This window comes from Lysinibacillus sp. GW823-FHT06C08, assembly GCF_058795135.1.
Genome location: NZ_JBXAHN010000002.1, coordinates 276,591 through 296,475, shown reverse-complemented (window position 1 = coordinate 296,475; position 19,885 = coordinate 276,591). Strand labels below are relative to the sequence as shown.

Sequence of the window (19,885 nt, the reverse complement as noted above, 5' to 3'; positions counted from 1 at the left end):
AACGACCATTGTTGGCGCAATGATCCTTCGTATTAATTGCTAAAGCCAGTTGGCGCTGACTCTAGCATATTTACTGTCCGTAATGTTGGCGCAAAACGGACGACTCAACTCGTTGGCGCGAGTATGATTCAGTTTAAGCTAATACTTTCGGTGCTTGCGCAAGGATCGCTAGCAATTCGATAGGTTCTGCTGTATCCAATTCGGAGAAGATAGAGCGTGCTTCATCATCCCACTTGAATAAAATCTCATTATCACCGATGTACAAAATCGCATCATCTTCATATCCTGGTTGTTTGAAAACCTCTAAACGTACTCCATCAAGTAATTGTGTTCGTTCAACAACGTAACTATAGCCCGGCTCAACCTCTATGATTTGCATTTGAGTAATCATAAACAACCTCCAACATTCATTTATTATTCCTTAAATTCATAATAAATGAATATTATTACTTAGTCAATATTAATTATGAATTAAATTCATAATTTATGATATATTGTGATTAACACTACATAAAGGAAGGTTCAAGATGAATATTACAAAGAAGATTAAATTGTTATTAGTAGAAAGAGATATGACAGCGACACAATTAGCTGAGAAAATAGGAACTACTCAATCTAACTTGTCTAAGAAGATGAAAAACGGAACCTATACTGTATCTGATCTTGAAAAGATTGCAGAAGTACTTGAATTAGAATTAATAATTGATTTCAAATGAAAATAGTTTAAACGTGTATTTAGCCAAAAATATTGTTGAACAACAAAAAGACCATGATTGCTCAAAGCACCATGGTCTTATCTCTATCTATTTTAAAGAGAACATTAATTTAATATTTATTCCCACGACTTAATTAACTTAACCCCTTTAATTAAAACTTCTTGATAATTAGGATCAACTAAAACTACACTTCTTAACCTTTCACTTGTTTCATCTGTAAGAACAAATTCACTATCAAATATATTTAACCCTGACTTTATTAAAGAGTTAACAATATTTTGATTAAGAATCTCATTTCCACTTTTGCCAATCAAATAAATTACATAAAATAAAAAAGAGGTTTTTTTATCATTATTATTTGGACTAACTTCAAAAGATACATCATCAGTTTTAAAGTTTTCATTTACAAACCTCTTCAACGATTTCTTATGAACAGAAGATGCTTGGAGTACACTTTCAGTATTTTTAATAACAAGTTCAATTACCTCATTATTTGGTTCTTGAATTGTATTTGAATCTTCAAGTTTTTTGTAGATACTAACTAATTGAAGTTTTATATCCATATTCTTATCGGAAAATTGAGGAGGAGCAACCATAAAGAAAAAATCATCATGATCAGTCCTAACACAACTGTCCAAAATGGCCCCAATATTATTTACTAAAGATTGTACTGAATCCTCATAAATTTCAATTTTACTACCATCAGTAAGTAATTCTTGATACAAACAAGTCTTATAGTTTTCAATCTCTAATTTATCTAATATCTTAACATTATATAAAACAATCCCAAATAAATTAACAGTTACAAAAATAGAATTGTTAGATAAATAAGCTAATATACTATGACTACCATGTGTACATATTTGATTAAAATCTTGGTACAGGGAGGGTTCAGTAATAATTGAAACTGGATTAACACCTTCCCCTGCAGTAATATATGAAATTATATTATCAAAAATAATATTTTTACCAATAATATTATTTTTTGCACAATACCATTCATATGCAATTTTAGATACTAACCTATACATTGATTCACTAAAAAATATTGAAGGATTAATACTCACAGATTTCTCAATTTCAATAGAATTTAAATCAATTATTGTAATTTCAGACTCATCTTTCACAATATTTTTCAAAGTATCTATAGGGCCAAATTTATATTTTTTATCTATACTTTCAAGGACAGAGCCACCTTTAAATAATTGATTATCTGATTTTATTTTTTTGGCATTGTATGATATATTATCAATTTTTAATGTTGCATTATACTGAGGATAATCCTTTCCTTTTTTCGATTTTATATCTAGTTCATTTGTTATAAATGCTAGTTCATGTATTACTTCACTTTCAAACATATCACTAAACTTATTATTGTGTTCTATTCTACACACATTCTTATTATATATTTTTGAATTTGTTAAAGCGTCAGGTATAATATCCGATTTGGATAAATCCTTAGTTGTATCACAATAAATACACTTACTAATTACTTCCATATATTTATTCTCTCCTCCAAAAATAATACTCTACGAATTGTTAAATGTATTAAACTTTCTTTCTAGCAAACAAAAACTTTTAAAGTAATGTTTTCCAATTTCTATATTATACTTGACTTCCACACTCATTTGCTAGCAGAAATGGCTGCTTGCTCCAGGAAATCGGCGCAAAAGTCGTTACCTACTATCGCAAGAAACGTAGGAAAACGAATCAAGCGACAATAAGTAACGACCGCATATGCTAGCGTCATGGTGACGTCCGAGGTTTCTCGTATGCTCCTGTTTAATCGGGATATCTCTATCCACATATTCCCGACGTTTTACTGTCCACGTCGATTGCAGAATATGCTTACCGGCACCGTAATGCCCCAGTAAACCTAACCACGCCGTTAATGGCCGCGCTCGCCAATTCGTCGCAGCCGTAACAGGAAACAGCTTGAGTTGCGATATAGCCGAATTTACTGCGTTGGCTCGGCGTAACCTGACGTGTTTTTTAATGACGCTTAACGGCTTCTCGTCAGTGAACGTTCCTAAAAAAGACAATAGGAAAGTAAGCCTTTGCATTTTACGAATTTTCGAGGTAAAATAAGGCATATAATCGCTCATATTCAGTTATGAGTGAACACTATCGCTGCCAGGCAAATAGTGTAATCGTTTTAAGAGTCGTTAGTGTTCGCAGCACTAACGGCTTTTTTCTTTTGTTTATAAGTCAAAATCATTCAATGGATTGTATTTCTCATTCTGTTCGTGTAGAGCCGTTCCCCATAGTGCGAGGTACTTTTCTGTCATACTGAGATTTTTGTGTCTTAAAATTTTTTGAAGTGTGAAAACGTCTCCGCCCGACATCAAAAATCGGTGACTAAAAGTATGTCTAAACGTATGTGCTGAAAGTCGAACATCAGTAAAGTTCATGACTTCTTGTAACTTCATAAACATGTTTTTAATCGAATCGTAGGTCAATTGTGTATTGTTGTACTTTACAAATACAAAATTTGATAATCTACCAAAGTGCCGTTCACAGAACAGCTTATATTCCAACAATTCTTGTAGTACCTTTGATGTTAGCGGTACAGTTTCTTGTCTACGATTTTTGCCGTAAATAGTCATTAAGTAGTTTTCTGTATCAATATCCGACCATTGCAAATTTAACAGCTCTCCAATACGTATTCCTGTGCCAAGTAATGTGGTAATAATGCAACTATTCCTAAAAGCTATAAATTGCTTATCCTTCCCTTTTGTTCTCCTGTAATATGCCAACATTTTTCTTATATGGGTATCCGTAAATACTTCAATTTGTGTATCTTCTTTCATCTTACTTATTTTGATCATTGGATTCTTTAACAAAAACTCATTGTCTTGTAAATGATTGAAAAATGCTTTTAAATGTTTCAGTTTCGTATTTATAGTAGGTGCTGAGTTTCCACGTTCGTTTTTACAATAAAGGAGATAACTTTTGATAATTTTAGGTGTAATATCATCTACATCAACTATCTCTTTTTCATATAGCCATCTTTTAAACTCCCTAAAGAAAGCCTTGTAACTATGCAAAGTATGTTTACTTAGATTTTGCAGTTCCTTTTCATCTAAAAAATCCTGTATAGCAAATTTTAATAACACAAAAAAAGACACCCCCGTTTAGATTCATTAATCTAAAGAAAGTGTCTTCGTTAATTAGAAAAGTGGCTGCATAACCCCACTATCCTAAATTTCATTATGTAGACTCGAAAATATTGATATGACAATGTTTCTAGCGTATCACCATCCCATAGTAAAAAGCTATTCCTCGTAGGTTTATGGTGTGTACTCGTAACTAGGCAGGTATCCTGACTCATGGTCATCGCCACTTTTCCCCTTCCCATCATTTGACAGTGGTTGCTGAAAAGTCGCTCACATTTACAGTTGCGGGACAGTGTCGGATTCACACCGACTTCCCTTTTAAGCAAATTGCACGCAATTTACACCTATTACTACACGCTATTCAGTTGTGGAGGAATGCTGTGTTCTATACATTCCTTACAGACTATTAAAATCAATTGTAAGGTAGTCTATTTCCGATGTCAAATAACATAAAATATTCCAGTTTCTTTATTATTATCTTACGATATTTCAGAATATTCAAACTAATAACTAACTTCACTTAGAAGACTCTAAACAATTATCTACCCGATTGACTGATTCTCCCTACGTATGACAGTGTTGAGTGATGTAACTACAGAGTAATAATTTCACCAGAGTATTGTCTTAATTGTTCAATGGCTAATGTTACGGCTACTTCCTCAGTTTCAATCAAACTCAATCCTATTTTAATAGGACTCCAAAATTCATATCCGCAGTCTTCTTGCCACATATATACTTCTGTTGTAAAAAGACCATCTCTCCGTTTTATAATTTGAACTTTATATTGATTACTTGGAGACATTATTTCCTTTAGCATCTGTTCCATTGTTTCACCATCTTTACAAATATTAATGTGTATATTATAACTATTGTTCTTCAAAAAGAAAAAAAGTTGTGCGTCAGAGCAGCAGAAAGCACCGATCAGCATAGAGAACTTTTGGGTCACGAACTTTCAACGCAAAAAATCGATCAAGATTATTTGCTCACTTCTTTCGCTCGCTAAAGTTGCGAGAGAGATTTCAATTAGCGCTTCGATTTCTTTGTAGCTTTGCTTTCTAATAACTACATTGTGTGATTGATTTTCTTCTTAAATAAACTGTTTCAAAAAATTATTTCTACTAGTAAGTAATTAAAAATAATTGTAGAATAATAGCCTATATGTTATTCAAAAGGAGAAATATATTTTGTTAGACATCATCTTCCCACTAATTGGGCTACTCATTTGCACATCTCTCCTAATCTTTTTTATAAAGAATAAACGTAGTCACAAGGATTTTTATGGGGTTATAATTACTGCGTCTTTTTTCAGCGTCCTATGTTTGTTTCTTGTTGTATGGTCAATCGAAGATTTTATTGCTATTCAAACTAAAAATTTTCAAATAGTTACTGGTAAATGTACCGTAAGAGAGTTTGAATCAAACGGAAGAACCGCAATCCACGAACTACTTGTAGACATTAACGGCGAACTTGATTTCACTGGAGATTTTGATAAATTTAGTGATGTTAGACAAGGAACCTACGACTGTACTGTAAAATATATCGAGAAATCTCGCACCTTGTATGACATTCATCCCCTTTCTACTAATGAATAGTTTAATGCCAAATATAAGTAATACGAAAGTTACCATATACTTTTAACTACACCTAACACTATGATTTGTCCTCTAATCACAACAAAAAAAGCCTCGCATATATGCGGGCTTTGGATGTGTTTTGCTTTTGTTTCTATAGGTACCATTAATTCGAGCCTAAAACATACTGCGCTAAAACACTTTGCACTTTATAAATATTGGTCGCCTTATTGAAGTTTTTTTGGATGGGTAATGAACTGCCTGATACCCATATTTTTAGCTCAGCATCTAAATCAAATGTACCAGCCGTTTCTACTGAAAAATGGACAATATTTTTATAGGGAATGGAATGGTATTCCGTTTTCTTGCCAGTCACTCCTTGCTTATCAATGAGGATTAATCGTTTATTCGTAAAAATAAATATGTCTCTAATAATTTTATAGGCATTTTTAATGGTTTCGTTTGGAATTAGTAAATCATTGACCTCCTCCTGTAATTTTTCAAAATTCACCTCGCTTGCATTGCCGATTAATCCATCAAATAAACCCATGCTTTATCCCCTTTCAGCTTTTGTTTGTTTACTATATTATGATGAGAACTGGGCTACGACCCCCGTTTTTGTAATATTTATTCTATAAGGAGGAGGCTCATTGCGAACACACCTATTCATTGTCATGTCCCTATTAGCCACTGTTGTTTTAGGCTGTACGAATGAAGAGCTTGCAGTTGAGAAATTGGCTAAGATTAGCATTTCTAACAGCGTTATATTTGGCTCTGTGCATACTGATTTTATGAAAGGTTATGAGGATGAGGATTCTCTCAACCTATTCCATAAAGGAATGACGACAGCAGTGATAAATGAGGGAATTGTCAATATGGCTGCCCCACAATTTGACGTACAAGTAGTGGATACGGTTGGAAACCAATATAGCTTTCATCTTTGGTACATGGATGAACGTAAGGGATACCCATACAATCTATAGCCCCTCTGAGGATTTGACCGCCCCACTCAGATCATTGAAAGAAGAATAAAAAACACTTTCCATTCAAATAAGGAAAGTGTTTTTCGGTTTATTTTCTATTGGTAACATGGATATTTCATCCGTTTTCTACGGCTTGGAAGAGCATTTGCGCATACTTGTCTGTAAAAGCAAAGCCACCTTCGCATTTACGGCTCTCATCAACAATTTCACCCGATTTCATCACGTAAATGCGATCGCACAAATAAGAAACTGCCTTTAAATCATGCGAGATAAATAAAATCGCCATGTTTTTTTCTTTATTTAAAGTCACTAATAAATCGATTATCTCTCGTTGAATCAAGCGGTCTAAGCTCGAAACGATTTCATCACATACTAATAGTTGAGGTTCGACTAAAATCGATCTTAGTATATTAACCCGTTGTCGCTCCCCTCCACTTAGCTCAGAAGGCAGGGCTTCTAAAATATCTGATGGGAGCTTTACCATTTCAAGCATTGTCTGTAGTTCGCGGTCCGTGAAGGACTTGTGTGCCACCTGTATGGGCTCGCGTAACAATTCCCTGACGGTCCACACGGGGTTTAAGGCAGCCGTAGCATTTTGAAAAATGATTTGGCAATTTTCATAAAAATACGAGCGATTTTGCTTCGTCATTAATTGCTCTTCAAAAAACAGAGCCCCTTTTTCAGGCTTTTCTAGCTGCATAATTAGTTTGGCCAAAGTACTTTTTCCACTACCGCTTTCTCCCACAAGCCCTACGATTTCACCTTTTCCAACTGTTAGGTTTATATTCTTCAATATTCGCTGTCCTGCTCGATAGCTTTTATTCACCTGATCAACATGAAGCAACAATATCAACGCCTCCTAAAAATGATGAGCGACAAGCCGCTTCGTATATGGATGCTTGGGCTCCTTAAAAATTTCCGATACTTGCCCACTTTCTACAATTTCACCATTTTTCATCACCAGCATGGAATCAGCAATCTTAGCAACCCCTAAATCATGGGTAATGAAGAGAATGGTCGTCCCAAGGCGGGCATGGAGATTTTTTAGCAATTTGATAAATTCTTGTTGGTGGAGCATATCTAGAGCAGAGGTCGGTTCGTCTGCCATTAAAACATCGGGTTCATTATAGAAGGCGCAGGCAAGCATGCAGCGTTGTAGCATACCGCCAGAAAGCTCAAATGGATAGCGTTGTAGCACATCCTCCGGTAAGTTTAATTCCTTTAAAATAGCCATGATTTTACTTAAAAATTCCTCTTCCTTATGTCCCACCCTCGAAGCCGTCAACCGATAGAGTTGCGGCTTCATTTTTTGAGTTGGTGAAAAACTATTCGTGGCATCCTGAAAGATGGTAAAGAAATGCTTTTTCCGTAGCTCCACACGCTCCTGTTCAGACATGGCCATGAGGTTTTTTTCATTAAATAAAATCGAGCCTTCCATACTTGCTCGTGCTGGCAGCATCCCAAGCAGAGCTGAAAGGGTCGTACTTTTGCCACTACCACTCTCACCAATGATAGCGGTAATATGCCCTTTAGGCACAGTAAAAGTCAAACCTTGAATAAGGGATTTGCCGGATAAGCGAACAGCTAAATTATCAACCTTAAACATGCGATCGGCTCCCTCCTTGTTTGAAAGTACCTCCAATAACTTGCACACATAAAATCGTTATAAAAATTAACAGCCCAGGGAAAAGTCCCATCCACCAAGCACCTACAAGTAAATCATTTTGAGCTGTGTACAGCATTGTTCCCCATGATGGAGTAGCTGGGGGGACACCAATTCCTAAAAAACTTAAGGAAACTTCGCTAAAAATAGCCCCAGCAAAATTAAAGATGGTCACCACAAATAACGCAGGGATACAATTACGCAATAAATGCCCAAAGAGAATTTTCCACAGCGGCGTGTGGAAAATTTTCGCCATCTGCACAAATTCTTGTTCCTTTAACCGGATAAACTCAGAGCGGACGATACGAGCAGTAACAAACCATCCAGTGATCCCCATAATCATCGCCATTCGCCACACACTGCCCTGCATAATTGCCTGTAGAGCTAAGACGATCACTAATGAGGGAATGGTTAAACAGGCCTCGAGAATACGCATCATTACAGCATCAATGACACCGCCGAAATAACCGCTTATGCCCCCATAAATGATGCCAATTATGCTAGATAGCACGACAGACACAGTGGCAATGAGGAGCGTCACCTTTCCTCCGACTAATAAGCGCGAAAGAACATCTCTCCCTAGCTGGTCAGTTCCTAATAAATGAATGGCATTCGGTGCTTGATAAATTTGATTCATATCCATCATATTCGGCTCAAAAGGAGCTAATAATGAAGAAAAAATAGTCGTTGTACAAATGAGAGCTAAAAGCACAAGCCAAAAGATCGGGTACTTCCGCTGTTTTCTCATACAAATCCCCCTCTTCTTAATCGAGGGTTCAAGCCAATCATCAGAATATCAATGACAAATAAACAGATGACCACAACAACGCCGATGATCAATATAGCCCCCATTAAAACGGGAAAATCCTTGAGCATGACGGATTTTACCAAAAGCTGTCCTAATCCTGACCAACCAAATAATGTTTCGACTACAATGGAGCCTCCGAAAAATGATGGGATGGTCACACCGACATAGTTAATATAAGGAATGACAGCATTTCGTAAAATCATAGTTCGAATTTCACGTTCAGATACTCCATTCGCACGTGCCACTTGTACATAGTAGCTATGATTCTCTACTTTTACACTATCCTGCAAAAAACGGGCAAAGATGCCAACATGGGAAATAACGAGGACTGTTAGCGGGAGTGCCATATGATATAAACGATCCACGAACCCTCCATCGCCCCGCACATCATTCATTCCCGAAGACGGAAACCAACCTAATGTTATGGAAAAGACCATAATGAATAATATGCCTAGCCAAAATGGGGGTATCGCGGAGCTAGCAATACTAAAGATAGAAAGTCCACGGTCGAGTAATGAGCCCTCCCTCATGCCAGCCTGTAAGCCAAGCCAAATAGAGGCAATGGTTACAAGGACTAACGTTAAAATAACGAGCTGTAGCGTATTCGGTAAGCGCTCAAGTAAAATCGTCAAGACAGGTCTTCCTTCTTTAGCTGAGTACCCTAAATTACCTTGTAATGCTTCCCCCAACCAAGTCCCATACTGTAAGAATACGGGTTGATCGAGACCAAAGGCTTGTTCAATACGTTCTTTCTCAGCCGTCGTTAATGTTTGGGCATTGCCTCCATAATACGCTGCTGCGGGATTGCCAGGAGCGGTATGCATCATGAAAAAAGAGAGGAAGCTCACGATAATGAGGACAATTGTCCCCATTATCACTCGCTTCCCAAGCCATTTAGCGATCATTCCATTTCCACTCCTCGACATTCCATAAGAAGCCTGCTCCATGGTGACCTAAAATTCGCTCTTTAACACCGCTAATTTGTTTATCGATACCATATACAGCATCCACATAAGCAAAGTAGGCAAACGGTGGGTCTTGAGCTAGCTCCTCCTGCAATGCCATATAGACTCTCTTACGTTGCTCAGGATCGACCGTAGTACGGCCTTCCTCTAGCAATGCGTCTACTTTTGCATTGGCATAGCTGCCGTAATTATAGCCAGCACTCGTGAGACTGGATTCTCCAGAATGGAAAAGGCTGTACGTATGATGGTCCGCATCATATGGACTTCCCCATCCAACCATAAAGGCTTCTGTTTCTTCAATAACAATATTGCTCCAATCCAGTGCAGCCACTTTCACATCTGCCCCAACAGCTTTATAGCCCTCCGCCACATAATTGGCCATATTCACACGCACAGTATCAGTAATGGGCGCGGTAATGGTAAATGTTAATTTTTGGCCATCTTTATAGCGGAAACCGTCATCAGCTAATTGCCAGCCTGCTTGCTCGAGCAGCTCATTTGCTTTTTTTACATCGTAAGTATAATGTTCGATTTTTTCATTCACAAAATTATGTTTTTGTAGTGGCGAATAAGCTTCTGTGCCGTAGCCATGTAAAATACCTTTTACGATGCCAGCACGATCCGTTGCATAGCTAATCGCCTTTCTTAGTGAAACATCCTTCCAAATCGGATACTGCATATTGAATAGAACGCCGCGATAATCGGCGGATTCAACCTCGTACATTTTTAAATGTTCTAATTTTGATAGTTCCTCAACCTGATTTGGATCAAGTAATGCAATATCAACCTCACCAGATTTTAGCTGTAAGGCACGCACATTGCTATCAGGGATAAATTTAAAAATGACTTGTTCAATTGAAGCTTTTGTACCATAAAAAGTAGGAAATGCTTTGAGTGTCAAGCTTGTCCCTTTATCCCATTGTTCAAACATATAAGGACCGGCACCGATTGGTTGTTGATTAAATGGTGCGGTTCTCATTTCCTGTCCTTCGAAGGCATGCTTTGGCAAAATAGGCACAGTTAGTTTGTCTAGCATCGGCGTAAATGGTTCATCTAATTGGAGGGTCATTGTCGTGTCGTCGATTTTTTTCATGCCCGTCACATGGGTAAAATCAGATTTTAAATAGGAGCCGTTTGCATCGTCAAGAATACTTTCAATGGTGAAAATAATATCGTCGACTGTTAAAGCCTGCCCATCATGAAATGTCACATGATCATTCAACACAATTGTATAAGTCATCTGGTCATCTGATATATTAATACTTTTAGCAATATCAAATACAGGTACATTTTGTTCATCAAAACGCATCAAACCTCTAAATAAAAAGGCATCCACATTCGTTTCCTCTAAAAGAGGATTTAAACCTGCAAACTCTGACTCTGAGGCAAAAACAAGCTCATTCGCCTGAGAAGCTGACGAAGCAGTTGACTGTTTCTCCTCGCCTTGACTGGACTCTTTCGAACAGCCTGCAAGACAAAGTATCATTAGAAGTATCCATACTGAAAACTTTTTCAATTCACTATCTCCTTTATCACAGCAGAAATTACAGTAATGCTGTCATATGTTCAAACATACGATTTATTTCCTTGTGAAGTGTTCGTTGCTCTTTGGCGAGCCATCTACAATGAATCGCCTGATCTGTTAGCTTTGTTACGCTTGCCTGAAGAGATTGCTCCTGTTGAATCAAAGCCTGTAAATCTCTCATGTTCATATTTTTCACAAGTGGTGACACAATCCATAAGGAACCGATATAGAGTGCCTTTTCGAGCAAGCCAAGCGCTGCAAAATTCATTTCCTGTGGTTTAAAATGGATGGAATCAAACGCTATAAGTTTATTCTCTACATAAACCTTATATTTAGATTGGTAGTCTTGATAATCAAAGACTTCTCCCCGCATTTCTCGGCCTGGTGCGATAATTTCACCCCAAATTAATGTCGAGCTCTCCTTCATGTGAATATTTGTATACGCTTGAAACTTGGCTCGTTCAAATGGAATGGTCACTTCAGGAAGCCATTCTAACCGTGCCTCATCAGCAATTTCAACCGTAATAGCCTGGGTACAATGATCACCTGTATGCGAAGGATAGATTTTCAATGCTGATTGTTGCTTAAGTCTTACTCGGCTTTCTGGTGCCAGTTTGACATCGATTTCATTGCGGTCTCCCGCTACCATCCCACCAGAGGATTCCATCAAAAATACTGTGGCAGTTGGATCACTACCTTCATATAATTCACGGCTAGCCTTTAAGGGAGGCTGCTGGTACACATGAACTAGTCGTGTATAGCCCCTCCTAGGCTCAAAGGCCATTTCTAATTTGCCGAAATGATTGATCTTTTGTTGATTAAGCATGGTTGTCAACAGCTTCGGCACCTTCAAGTAGCATATGGTGCTGAATCCATTCAACCACCTTATCTACATTCGTTTGTGAACGAACATCTGCAAAAATATATGGACGGCCACCACGCATTTTTTTCACATCCTGATCCATTATTTCTAGATCAACCCCAACATGAGGCGCCAATGATGTTTTATTGATTAGTAGTAAGTCTGAACGCGTTAGCGCTGGACCGCCTTTACGTGGGATATCCTGTCCTTCTGCCACATCAATTACGTAAATATAGCCATGCACTAGCTCAGGACTAAATGTTGCAGATAAATTATCGCCACCACTTTCAATGAAAATAATATCCAAATTTTGGAAACGTTTATTTAAATCATCAATCGCTGCAAAATTCATCGATGCATCCTCACGAATAGCTGTATGAGGACAACCACCTGTTTCCACCCCAATAATACGCTCTTCCTCTAAAACACCATTCGTTATTAAATATTGAGCGTCTTCTCTTGTATAAATATCATTTGTGATAACCGCTACATGATAATGCTCATGCATCACACGTGTTAATTGATCTACTAAAGATGTTTTTCCTGACCCAACTGGGCCGCCGATACCAATACGTATTGGTTTCATTGTTATCCTCTCTCTTTCTATGAAATAAATAATCTGGAATATAAAAACTCATGTTTCATGGATGCCAATTCAATCCCTAACGCATTATTCGTTAAATCATCCATCGTTAATGACATCACTGTTTGCGCTGCTTCTTCTACCGAAATCAATAGCTCATTCAATGCTTGGACACCTGTATTCTGACCAAACGGTACTGCACGTACAGCATTTTGTACTAGGCCGCTAATTGATGCATACATAAAGGTCATCACTGCGTGAAAAACATTGACACCTAGCGCCTCGCAATAGATTCCATAAATCACGGCGTAATGTCCCTTCACTTCTTCACGCTCGATTCTCTCCTTCCACTGCGATAAAAAAGGGTATTCCATAAGCGGTGTCACAGTTCGCACAAATTGCTTCCCTACATTGACACTCGCCTCTTTAGATTCCTTAGCAAGCTTCATAGCCCCACAAAGTTCATCGAGCTCTGTAAGACGAGCAATATCTCTGTCTTTTGCTGCATGGAATGCTTCTTGAATAAGAATCGCATCTCCGTGCACTAAATTATGAAATAAATAGCCCTGACAAAATTCGATTAATTGTTCCTTTGTACGAATGAAATCTTCTTGAATATACGTTTCCATACCGTAGGAATGTGTATATGAACCTATTGGAAATGCCGAATCATGAATTTGTAAAAGTTGCAGTATCGATAAATTAGTGAGAGTGTCCACGGTATTTGAATGGCTGCTTGAAACGTCTTTCTGTTGTTTCATAGTGCACCCCTATTTCATCTAATAATGGATTTATCGTATGATCTGCTCGTACGATGATTTCATTGTTTTCAATGAGGCAAGGCGTATGACGATTTCCTAATTCGAAAGCTGATTTTCCCATTTCATGCATGTCTTTGGGCGTAATAACAATGACAGTCTCTAATTTTGTACGAATTGCTATACGAAGGTGATCATCCTCAAATAATAAATCACCATATTTTAATGGTTCATCACCTTCTAGTCGTAAAGCAATGTCTGTACCTTGATCTGTTTCTGTGCGAAGAATTCGTTTGCTTAATTCCTCCCATTCTAGCTCAATCCATTCTGTTGTCTTTTGTTGATGTTCTTCTTCGTGGGCAATATTCCCAATAATTTTTTCGATTAACATATGTTTAGCACCTCATTGTCTTTTTATTGGCTGTTACTCTCACTTTAATTGCTTAGAATAAGAAATATCGTTGAGCCATTGGTAGTACATCTACCGGCTCACATGTTGCTAATTCACCATCAATTTTTACTTCATATGTTTCTGGGTTCACATCAATTTCTGGCGTCTCGTTATTAAGCTTCATATCAGATTTACGAATATTTCGGCAATTCGAAACCGTCCCAATCATTCGTTTTAAGCCTAATTTTTCTGGCAATCCTTCTTCTACCGCAATTTTCGGTAAAAATGTCATACCACAATTTTGAGGACCTTGTCCATAGAAGCCATAAGTCTGCCGCCCTTTCATTGGCTGCGGTGTTGGAATGGATGCATTTGGATCACCTGTAATACCATAAACGGCAATACCAGCTTTGATGACCACTTCTGCCTTTACGCCAAAGAACGCTGGTTCCCATAAAACAATATCGGCTAATTTCCCTTCTTCCAGTGAACCAACTTCATGGCTAATACCATGTGCGATTGCTGGGTTAATATTTAGCTTCGCCATATAGCGCTTGACGCGATAATTATCGTGTTCCTTGCCCTCATCCTGTGGCAAAGGTCCACGTTGCTTTTTCATTTTGTCTGCTGTTTGGAACGTCCGTATCGTCACCTCTCCCACACGACCCATCGCCTGTGAATCCGAAGACATGATGCTCAATATTCCTAAGTCCTGCATAATATCTTCTGCAGCAATCGTTTCAGGTCTGATACGTGAATCTGCGAATGCGACATCTTCTGGCACATCATGCTTTAAGTGATGACATACCATCAGCATATCTAAATGCTCATCAATCGTGTTCGTCGTAAATGGTTTCGTAGGGTTCGTCGAGGCTGGCAAAATATTTGGTAAAGATGCCATTACTAGCTGATCAGGCGCGTGTCCACCACCAGCACCTTCTGTATGGAAAATATGAATAACACGGCCATCGATGGCATTGATTGTATCTTCCACAAATCCTGCTTCATTTAATGTATCGGAGTGCAAGGCTACTTGAATATCGTACTCGTCTGCAACGGTTAAGCTTTGGTCCAGTGCGGAAGGTGTTGCCCCCCAGTCCTCATGAATCTTCAATCCGATGGCACCCGCACGAACTTGCTCGATAATTGGTGCTGGGTCCGAGGCACTACCTTTTGCAAGTAATCCAACATTCATTGGAAAGCCTTCCACAGCCTGTAACATGCGATGTAGATGCCATTCACCAGCAGTTAAGCTTGTCGCCTTTGAACCTGCTGCTGGTCCTGTTCCGCCACCAATAAAAGTTGTTGTGCCTGCTAATAGGGCTGTTTCAACTTGATCGGGACTAATGAAGTGGATATGTGTATCAATGGCACCAGCTGTTGCTATAAGCCCTTCCCCTGCATAAACCTCTGTCCCTACGCCGATAATCATATCCTGATCGACGCCATCCATACTATTCGGATTGCCTGCTTTGCCGATACCAATTATTCGGCCATCTTTAATACCGATATCAGCTTTCACAATACCCGTATAATCGATAATGATGACGTTAGTAATGACTGTATCTAGCACACCTTCATTGCGTGTATTTTTACCATTTTGCCCCATTGAAACACGCAGTGATTTACCACCACCAAAGACACCTTCATCTCCATAGGATGTATAGTCCTTCTCAATTTCGATCCACAAATCCGTATCGGCTAAACGCACTTTGTCGCCAACTGTAGGACCGAACATTTTCGCGTAAGCTTCATGTGTTACCTTCATTTTTCTTCCGCTCCTTTAAAGCCACCTTCAATTGCCTTGTCTAAAATTTCATCTTTATGGTGAGTTGACCCTTCTGTTAGCTTATTTAAGCCAAAGACATGTTGTTTCCCACCAAATTCGACAAGCTCTACTTCTTTTTCTTCCCCAGGTTCAAAGCGAACTGCCGTCCCTGATGGAATATTTAAATGCATACCGATTGCATCTTCACGATTAAATTCTAGAAATCGATTCACTTCGATAAAATGAAAATGTGAACCTACTTGAATTGGACGGTCACCTGTATTGGCTACTAAAACCTTTTTTGTTGCCCTGCCCACATTGATTTCAATCACACCATTTTTTGGTCGAATTTCTCCAGGAATCATCTGCCAACACTCCTTTACTGAATTGGACGGTGAACTGTGACAAGTTTTGTCCCATCTGGGAAGGTACATTCTACCTGTACATCTGAAATCATGTCACCGACACCTTCCATTACGTCCTCTGCTGTCAGAACATGCTTAGCTTCACTCATTAGCTGTGCTACAGTTTTTCCATCTCTAGCACCCTCCATGATGAAACTACTAATAAGGGCAACAGCTTCTGGATAATTTAGCTTTAAACCGCGAGCTTTTCTTTTCAGCGCAAGTTCTCCTGCCACATGGAGGAGTATTTTTTCTTGTTCTACTGGTGATAGCTTCAAATCAATCTCTCTCTTTCCTATATTCAGAATTATCTTTCAATAATATTTTTCGAAGCATACTTCCTTTCAATTGGATGAGCTTTTTAATACCATTTAGTTTTTTTAGCATTTAATTGTTGTCTTACAAATTATGATTTCGCAAGGGATATGCGAAGAGAAATAGAAATGACTTGTTGACCCGGCGAACGCGGGTTGCAATAGTTGAAGTGAGTAATAGAGGTAACAGCTAGTCCATTATAAGAAACTAAATTAAAAAATTCAACATTTTTATTTATCTGTGAATTTACAAGTTTTATAAATAATTCATAAAAAAAGAGGCTTATTTTACAGAAAATTGGTCAACTGTAAAAAAGCCTCTTATCCTATGGAGTAAAGGAACAATAAAATTATACTAAAAAACTTGTAAATTTATTTGTTTCGAATCATTATTTCAGGGCTATAAACCCTTGAAATTTCCCACGGGCCTCTTAAGCACCGAATTGATTGGTTAATTTTTGTAAACTATCAGCCTGCACACTTAAATCCTGTGTGACGTGATTGACAGCTTGCATGGAGGCAGTTTGCTCATCCATTGACTGCAAAACAGACTCTGTGTAATTCGATAATCGGCCCATTCCATCCGCAATAGTTATGACCGTTGATGCCACTTCATTTGCGCTACTGGAAAGCTGTTCGGCTGTTGCGGAAATGTCTTCAAGCTGGTTATTCATGCGACTTACATGCTGTGTGATCGTCCCGAATGATTTTGTCGCCTCATCAATGACATAAACACCTTGCTGAACATTTTTCAAATCCTCCTCCACCGATGAAGCGACTTGTTTTGTATCATGTTCAATGCCTACTACTAAGTCAACAATTTGCGTAGCAGAATGCTTCGATTGCTCAGCTAATTGTCGGACCTCTTCTGCTACTACTGCAAAGCCTTTACCATGTTCTCCAGCCCGTGCGGCTTCAATGGCAGCATTTAAAGCTAATAGATTGGTTTGATCAGTAATGGCTGTAATCATATCGGTCATCGATTTAATATCTGACATTTTAGTGGATAGTTGCTGCATCAGACTACTTGTTTTGTCAGTTGATGATGAAATAAATTGCATTTGTTCCTTTGCTACATGTAAAATGGCTACCCCGTTTCCGGCAATTTCATTGGCCTCTTTCGCATGACTAAAAACATCCTGTGTAGCAACGGTAATACGTTCAATTCCATCGACAGTTTCTTGCATCGCATGGGCACTTTCACTAGCGGATTGTGCAGCTTGCTTCAAGCCATCTGATGTTTTCTCTATCTGCTGATCTACTTCTTCCACAGCCAGCGTAATTTCACTCGTACTTGCTGATAGTTCTTCAATACTTGTCGATAAATCCGTAGAGCTATTCGCAATTTTTTGTGTCATTGTTCGTAATTGATTTTTCATATCTAAAAAAGATTGTGCTAGCTGAGAGATTTCCCCATTATCATGTACCTCAATGACAACTGTATCCAATTTGCCTGAGGTAATCCCTTGAGCAGCCTCCGTTAACTGTTTAATAGGCTGTATCACTTTAAAATGGACATAGACCGTGTACGAAAGTGTAATGGCAATTCCCAAGATGGTTAAAACGGTTGCAAGCCATTCTAATGTTGTTACATTGGCCAAATCTAAAAATAAAATAATAATCATTAACACATTTAAAGCTGAAAAGCCAAGTAAACTCTTATTTCGTAAACTCATAACAAATTCCCCCAACTAAAATATTACTTCCATACCATTATTATAGTTGAATAATCCTAAAAAACATAAGAAAAAGCCCCTTTTATATGAGTAAAGTTCTAAAAAGCGCATAAAAAAAGACTGTAGACAGCCACAAAGGCATACCTACAGTCCCTATAATTTAATTATTTTAAATTCATGATACTTGAGCCAGCGATACCTGGATGTGTCATTTCATAAGGATCTAAAATTAGGTCCAGTTGTTCTTTTGTTAAAACACCCGCTTCAATACAAAGCTCACGGATTGAACGACCTGTTAGAATCGCTTCACGTGCAAGACGAGCAGCAACTTCATAGCCAATATGAGGGTTCACAGCAGTTAGTACCCCTACACTTTTCTCTACATATTCTTTCATACGTTCTTCATTTGCTTCAATATCTTTTAAGCAGTTTTCTGTAAACGCACGGAAAACATTATTCATAATGCTGATAGATTGAATTAGGTTAAATACTAATACCGGCTCCATAACATTTAACTCTAATTGACCAGCTTCAGAAGCTAATGAAATTGTATGGTCGTTACCAATCACTTGGAAAGCCACTTGGTTCAGTACTTCTGGCATCACAGGGTTTACTTTACCTGGCATGATCGAAGAACCTGGTTGGCGAGCTGGTAAAAGGATTTCCCCTAAGCCGGCACGTGGACCAGAAGCCATTAAGCGTAAGTCATTTGCAATTTTCGACATATTGATCATACAAATTTTTAACGCACCAGATACTTCTGTATAAGCATCTGTATTTTGTGTAGCATCAACTAAATGTGTCGCACCCTTTAATGGTAAACCAGAGATTTCTGCAAGATGCTCATCGACAGATTTAATATAATCTGGGAAAGCATTTAAGCCTGTACCTACTGCAGTTGCGCCCATATTTACATCATATAAGTTTGGACGTGTTTGACGAATACGTACAATATCACGGTTGATGACACGGCAATAAGCTTCGAATTCTTGTCCTAAGCGAATTGGCACTGCGTCCTGTAAATGCGTCCGTCCCATTTTAATGACATGTGCAAATTGCTCTGCTTTTTGATGGAAAACGGATTGCATATAGTCCATCGTTTCTAATAATTCATCTATTAAATTTAACACAGCGATATGAATGGCTGTTGGGAAAGCATCGTTTGTTGATTGTGACATATTGACATGACTGTTTGGACTTACTGTATGATAGTCACCTTTTTCTTTCCCTAAAATTTCTAGGGCACGGTTGGCGATGACTTCGTTTGCATTCATATTGATGGATGTACCTGCTCCACCTTGGATTGGGTCTACAAGGAATTCTGCATCCCATTTGCCATCAATTACTTCTTGCGCTGCTTCGACAATTGCCTCACCAATTTCTTTTGATAATAGGTGTACTTCCATATTACTTAACGCAGCTGCTTTCTTCACAATCCCCATAGCCTTAATAAGTGAAGAGTGAATTGTGTAGCCTGTAATCGGGAAGTTTTCCGTTGCACGTAGTGTTTGAATTCCGTAATAAGCCTCTGCTGGTAATACGCGCTCACCTAAAAAATCTTTTTCTATACGTTGTGTTGACATCATTGTCGTCTCCTTTTATGTAATACTCACACTTGATAGTAGCTAATAAAAGTCGTATTGTAAACAGTCATTTTTCTGTAAACGAAAAAAATCCTTCAAAAAAGCAAAGAAATCGCTAAAAACCGAGCACATTTTAATAATTCCCTAGCATTATTAGCGGATAAAGGTTCGATACAAAATAATTAGGCAACTGTATGCG

Annotated in this window: 22 protein-coding genes and 1 riboswitch; of the genes, 3 read left to right on the top strand and 19 right to left on the bottom strand. The window is 38.2% G+C overall.

Going from position 1 to position 19,885, the window contains the following annotated elements:
* Positions 1-133: 133 nt before the first annotated feature.
* Positions 134-391, bottom strand: a complete 258-nt coding sequence (locus AC1Q6O_RS09225; RefSeq protein ID WP_492401065.1) for a hypothetical protein — start codon at positions 389-391, stop codon at positions 134-136.
* 136 nt (positions 392-527) lie between these two features.
* On the opposite strand from AC1Q6O_RS09225, the gene AC1Q6O_RS09220 reads away from it, so the two are divergent.
* Positions 528-716, top strand: a complete 189-nt coding sequence (locus AC1Q6O_RS09220; RefSeq protein WP_492401064.1) for a helix-turn-helix domain-containing protein — start codon at positions 528-530, stop codon at positions 714-716.
* 116 nt (positions 717-832) lie between these two features.
* On the opposite strand, the gene AC1Q6O_RS09215 is transcribed toward AC1Q6O_RS09220, so the two are convergent.
* From AC1Q6O_RS09215 to AC1Q6O_RS09205, 3 genes are all read right to left on the bottom strand, one after another.
* Entirely contained in the window at positions 833-2,215 is a 1,383-nt protein-coding gene (locus AC1Q6O_RS09215; protein ID WP_492401063.1) for a hypothetical protein, read from the bottom strand.
* Positions 2,216-2,917: 702 nt separating this feature from the next.
* On the bottom strand, positions 2,918-3,832 hold the full coding sequence (locus AC1Q6O_RS09210; protein ID WP_492401062.1) for a tyrosine-type recombinase/integrase: 915 nt from the start codon (positions 3,830-3,832) through the stop codon (positions 2,918-2,920).
* Between the two features lie 179 nt (positions 3,833-4,011).
* A riboswitch (cobalamin riboswitch) is annotated at positions 4,012-4,195 on the bottom strand.
* 229 nt (positions 4,196-4,424) lie between these two features.
* Entirely contained in the window at positions 4,425-4,658 is a 234-nt protein-coding gene (locus AC1Q6O_RS09205; protein WP_171364808.1) for a hypothetical protein, read from the bottom strand.
* 358 nt (positions 4,659-5,016) lie between these two features.
* Between AC1Q6O_RS09205 and AC1Q6O_RS09200 the strand changes: the two genes are divergently transcribed.
* The gene (locus AC1Q6O_RS09200) at positions 5,017-5,424 is read left to right on the top strand and encodes a hypothetical protein (RefSeq protein WP_008174824.1); all 408 of its coding nucleotides are present in this window, start codon (positions 5,017-5,019) and stop codon (positions 5,422-5,424) included.
* Between the two features lie 145 nt (positions 5,425-5,569).
* Here AC1Q6O_RS09200 and AC1Q6O_RS09195 read toward each other — a convergent pair whose 3' ends face one another.
* On the bottom strand, positions 5,570-5,953 hold the full coding sequence (locus AC1Q6O_RS09195) for a PH domain-containing protein (protein ID WP_008174827.1): 384 nt from the start codon (positions 5,951-5,953) through the stop codon (positions 5,570-5,572).
* Positions 5,954-6,053: 100 nt separating this feature from the next.
* Between AC1Q6O_RS09195 and AC1Q6O_RS09190 the strand changes: the two genes are divergently transcribed.
* Complete coding sequence (locus AC1Q6O_RS09190; protein WP_486347145.1) at positions 6,054-6,386, top strand: YhfM domain-containing protein; 333 nt, start codon at positions 6,054-6,056, stop codon at positions 6,384-6,386.
* Between the two features lie 115 nt (positions 6,387-6,501).
* Here AC1Q6O_RS09190 and AC1Q6O_RS09185 read toward each other — a convergent pair whose 3' ends face one another.
* The 14 genes from AC1Q6O_RS09185 to aspA form a co-directional block, all read right to left on the bottom strand.
* The gene (locus AC1Q6O_RS09185) at positions 6,502-7,233 is read right to left on the bottom strand and encodes an ABC transporter ATP-binding protein (protein ID WP_492401061.1); all 732 of its coding nucleotides are present in this window, start codon (positions 7,231-7,233) and stop codon (positions 6,502-6,504) included.
* Positions 7,234-7,245: 12 nt separating this feature from the next.
* Positions 7,246-7,992 (bottom strand): ATP-binding cassette domain-containing protein, encoded by a 747-nt coding sequence (locus AC1Q6O_RS09180; protein ID WP_008174832.1) that lies wholly within the window; start codon positions 7,990-7,992, stop codon positions 7,246-7,248.
* Entirely contained in the window at positions 7,985-8,797 is an 813-nt protein-coding gene (locus AC1Q6O_RS09175; RefSeq protein WP_492401060.1) for an ABC transporter permease, read from the bottom strand. The genes AC1Q6O_RS09180 and AC1Q6O_RS09175 overlap by 8 nt, the downstream gene beginning before the upstream one ends.
* Positions 8,794-9,762: an ABC transporter permease gene (locus tag AC1Q6O_RS09170; protein ID WP_089984537.1), complete on the bottom strand. Its 969-nt coding sequence runs from the start codon at positions 9,760-9,762 to the stop codon at positions 8,794-8,796. The genes AC1Q6O_RS09175 and AC1Q6O_RS09170 overlap by 4 nt, the downstream gene beginning before the upstream one ends.
* Positions 9,752-11,338 (bottom strand): ABC transporter substrate-binding protein, encoded by a 1,587-nt coding sequence (locus AC1Q6O_RS09165; RefSeq protein WP_492401059.1) that lies wholly within the window; start codon positions 11,336-11,338, stop codon positions 9,752-9,754. The genes AC1Q6O_RS09170 and AC1Q6O_RS09165 overlap by 11 nt, the downstream gene beginning before the upstream one ends.
* A gap of 28 nt (positions 11,339-11,366) precedes the next feature.
* Positions 11,367-12,173 carry an urease accessory protein UreD gene (locus AC1Q6O_RS09160; RefSeq protein WP_492401100.1) on the bottom strand — a complete coding sequence of 269 codons (807 nt, stop codon included), beginning with the start codon at positions 12,171-12,173 and terminating at the stop codon, positions 11,367-11,369.
* Positions 12,166-12,795, bottom strand: a complete 630-nt coding sequence (ureG, locus tag AC1Q6O_RS09155; RefSeq protein WP_089984540.1) for an urease accessory protein UreG — start codon at positions 12,793-12,795, stop codon at positions 12,166-12,168. The genes AC1Q6O_RS09160 and ureG overlap by 8 nt, the downstream gene beginning before the upstream one ends.
* A gap of 17 nt (positions 12,796-12,812) precedes the next feature.
* Positions 12,813-13,553 carry an urease accessory protein UreF gene (locus AC1Q6O_RS09150; protein WP_237068820.1) on the bottom strand — a complete coding sequence of 247 codons (741 nt, stop codon included), beginning with the start codon at positions 13,551-13,553 and terminating at the stop codon, positions 12,813-12,815.
* A complete protein-coding gene (locus tag AC1Q6O_RS09145; protein WP_090001608.1) occupies positions 13,495-13,941 on the bottom strand; it encodes an urease accessory protein UreE in 447 nt (148 codons plus the stop codon). The genes AC1Q6O_RS09150 and AC1Q6O_RS09145 overlap by 59 nt, the downstream gene beginning before the upstream one ends.
* Before the next feature lie 52 nt (positions 13,942-13,993).
* Positions 13,994-15,709: an urease subunit alpha gene (gene ureC / locus AC1Q6O_RS09140; RefSeq protein WP_008174846.1), complete on the bottom strand. Its 1,716-nt coding sequence runs from the start codon at positions 15,707-15,709 to the stop codon at positions 13,994-13,996.
* Positions 15,706-16,074: an urease subunit beta gene (locus tag AC1Q6O_RS09135; protein WP_008174848.1), complete on the bottom strand. Its 369-nt coding sequence runs from the start codon at positions 16,072-16,074 to the stop codon at positions 15,706-15,708. Before AC1Q6O_RS09135 ends, ureC begins: the two co-directional genes overlap by 4 nt.
* 14 nt (positions 16,075-16,088) lie before the next feature.
* Positions 16,089-16,391, bottom strand: a complete 303-nt coding sequence (gene ureA / locus AC1Q6O_RS09130; protein WP_008174850.1) for an urease subunit gamma — start codon at positions 16,389-16,391, stop codon at positions 16,089-16,091.
* Between the two features lie 467 nt (positions 16,392-16,858).
* Positions 16,859-18,103 carry a methyl-accepting chemotaxis protein gene (locus AC1Q6O_RS09125; protein WP_090001612.1) on the bottom strand — a complete coding sequence of 415 codons (1,245 nt, stop codon included), beginning with the start codon at positions 18,101-18,103 and terminating at the stop codon, positions 16,859-16,861.
* Between the two features lie 164 nt (positions 18,104-18,267).
* Complete coding sequence (gene aspA, locus AC1Q6O_RS09120; RefSeq protein ID WP_008174855.1) at positions 18,268-19,689, bottom strand: aspartate ammonia-lyase; 1,422 nt, start codon at positions 19,687-19,689, stop codon at positions 18,268-18,270.
* Positions 19,690-19,885: the final 196 nt, after the last annotated feature.

Coding starts and splice junctions, on each gene's coding strand:
- AC1Q6O_RS09225 (WP_492401065.1), bottom strand. CDS start 391: ATGATTACTCAAATGCAAATCATAGAGGTTGAGCCGGGCTATAGTTAC.
- AC1Q6O_RS09220 (WP_492401064.1), top strand. CDS start 528: ATGAATATTACAAAGAAGATTAAATTGTTATTAGTAGAAAGAGATATG.
- AC1Q6O_RS09215 (WP_492401063.1), bottom strand. CDS start 2,215: ATGGAAGTAATTAGTAAGTGTATTTATTGTGATACAACTAAGGATTTA.
- AC1Q6O_RS09205 (WP_171364808.1), bottom strand. CDS start 4,658: ATGGAACAGATGCTAAAGGAAATAATGTCTCCAAGTAATCAATATAAA.
- AC1Q6O_RS09195 (WP_008174827.1), bottom strand. CDS start 5,953: ATGGGTTTATTTGATGGATTAATCGGCAATGCAAGCGAGGTGAATTTT.
- AC1Q6O_RS09180 (WP_008174832.1), bottom strand. CDS start 7,992: ATGTTTAAGGTTGATAATTTAGCTGTTCGCTTATCCGGCAAATCCCTT.
- AC1Q6O_RS09175 (WP_492401060.1), bottom strand. CDS start 8,797: ATGAGAAAACAGCGGAAGTACCCGATCTTTTGGCTTGTGCTTTTAGCT.
- AC1Q6O_RS09170 (WP_089984537.1), bottom strand. CDS start 9,762: ATGATCGCTAAATGGCTTGGGAAGCGAGTGATAATGGGGACAATTGTC.
- AC1Q6O_RS09160 (WP_492401100.1), bottom strand. CDS start 12,173: ATGCTTAATCAACAAAAGATCAATCATTTCGGCAAATTAGAAATGGCC.
- ureG (WP_089984540.1), bottom strand. CDS start 12,795: ATGAAACCAATACGTATTGGTATCGGCGGCCCAGTTGGGTCAGGAAAA.
- AC1Q6O_RS09150 (WP_237068820.1), bottom strand. CDS start 13,553: ATGAAACAACAGAAAGACGTTTCAAGCAGCCATTCAAATACCGTGGAC.
- AC1Q6O_RS09145 (WP_090001608.1), bottom strand. CDS start 13,941: ATGTTAATCGAAAAAATTATTGGGAATATTGCCCACGAAGAAGAACAT.
- ureC (WP_008174846.1), bottom strand. CDS start 15,709: ATGAAGGTAACACATGAAGCTTACGCGAAAATGTTCGGTCCTACAGTT.
- AC1Q6O_RS09135 (WP_008174848.1), bottom strand. CDS start 16,074: ATGATTCCTGGAGAAATTCGACCAAAAAATGGTGTGATTGAAATCAAT.
- AC1Q6O_RS09125 (WP_090001612.1), bottom strand. CDS start 18,103: ATGAGTTTACGAAATAAGAGTTTACTTGGCTTTTCAGCTTTAAATGTG.
- aspA (WP_008174855.1), bottom strand. CDS start 19,689: ATGATGTCAACACAACGTATAGAAAAAGATTTTTTAGGTGAGCGCGTA.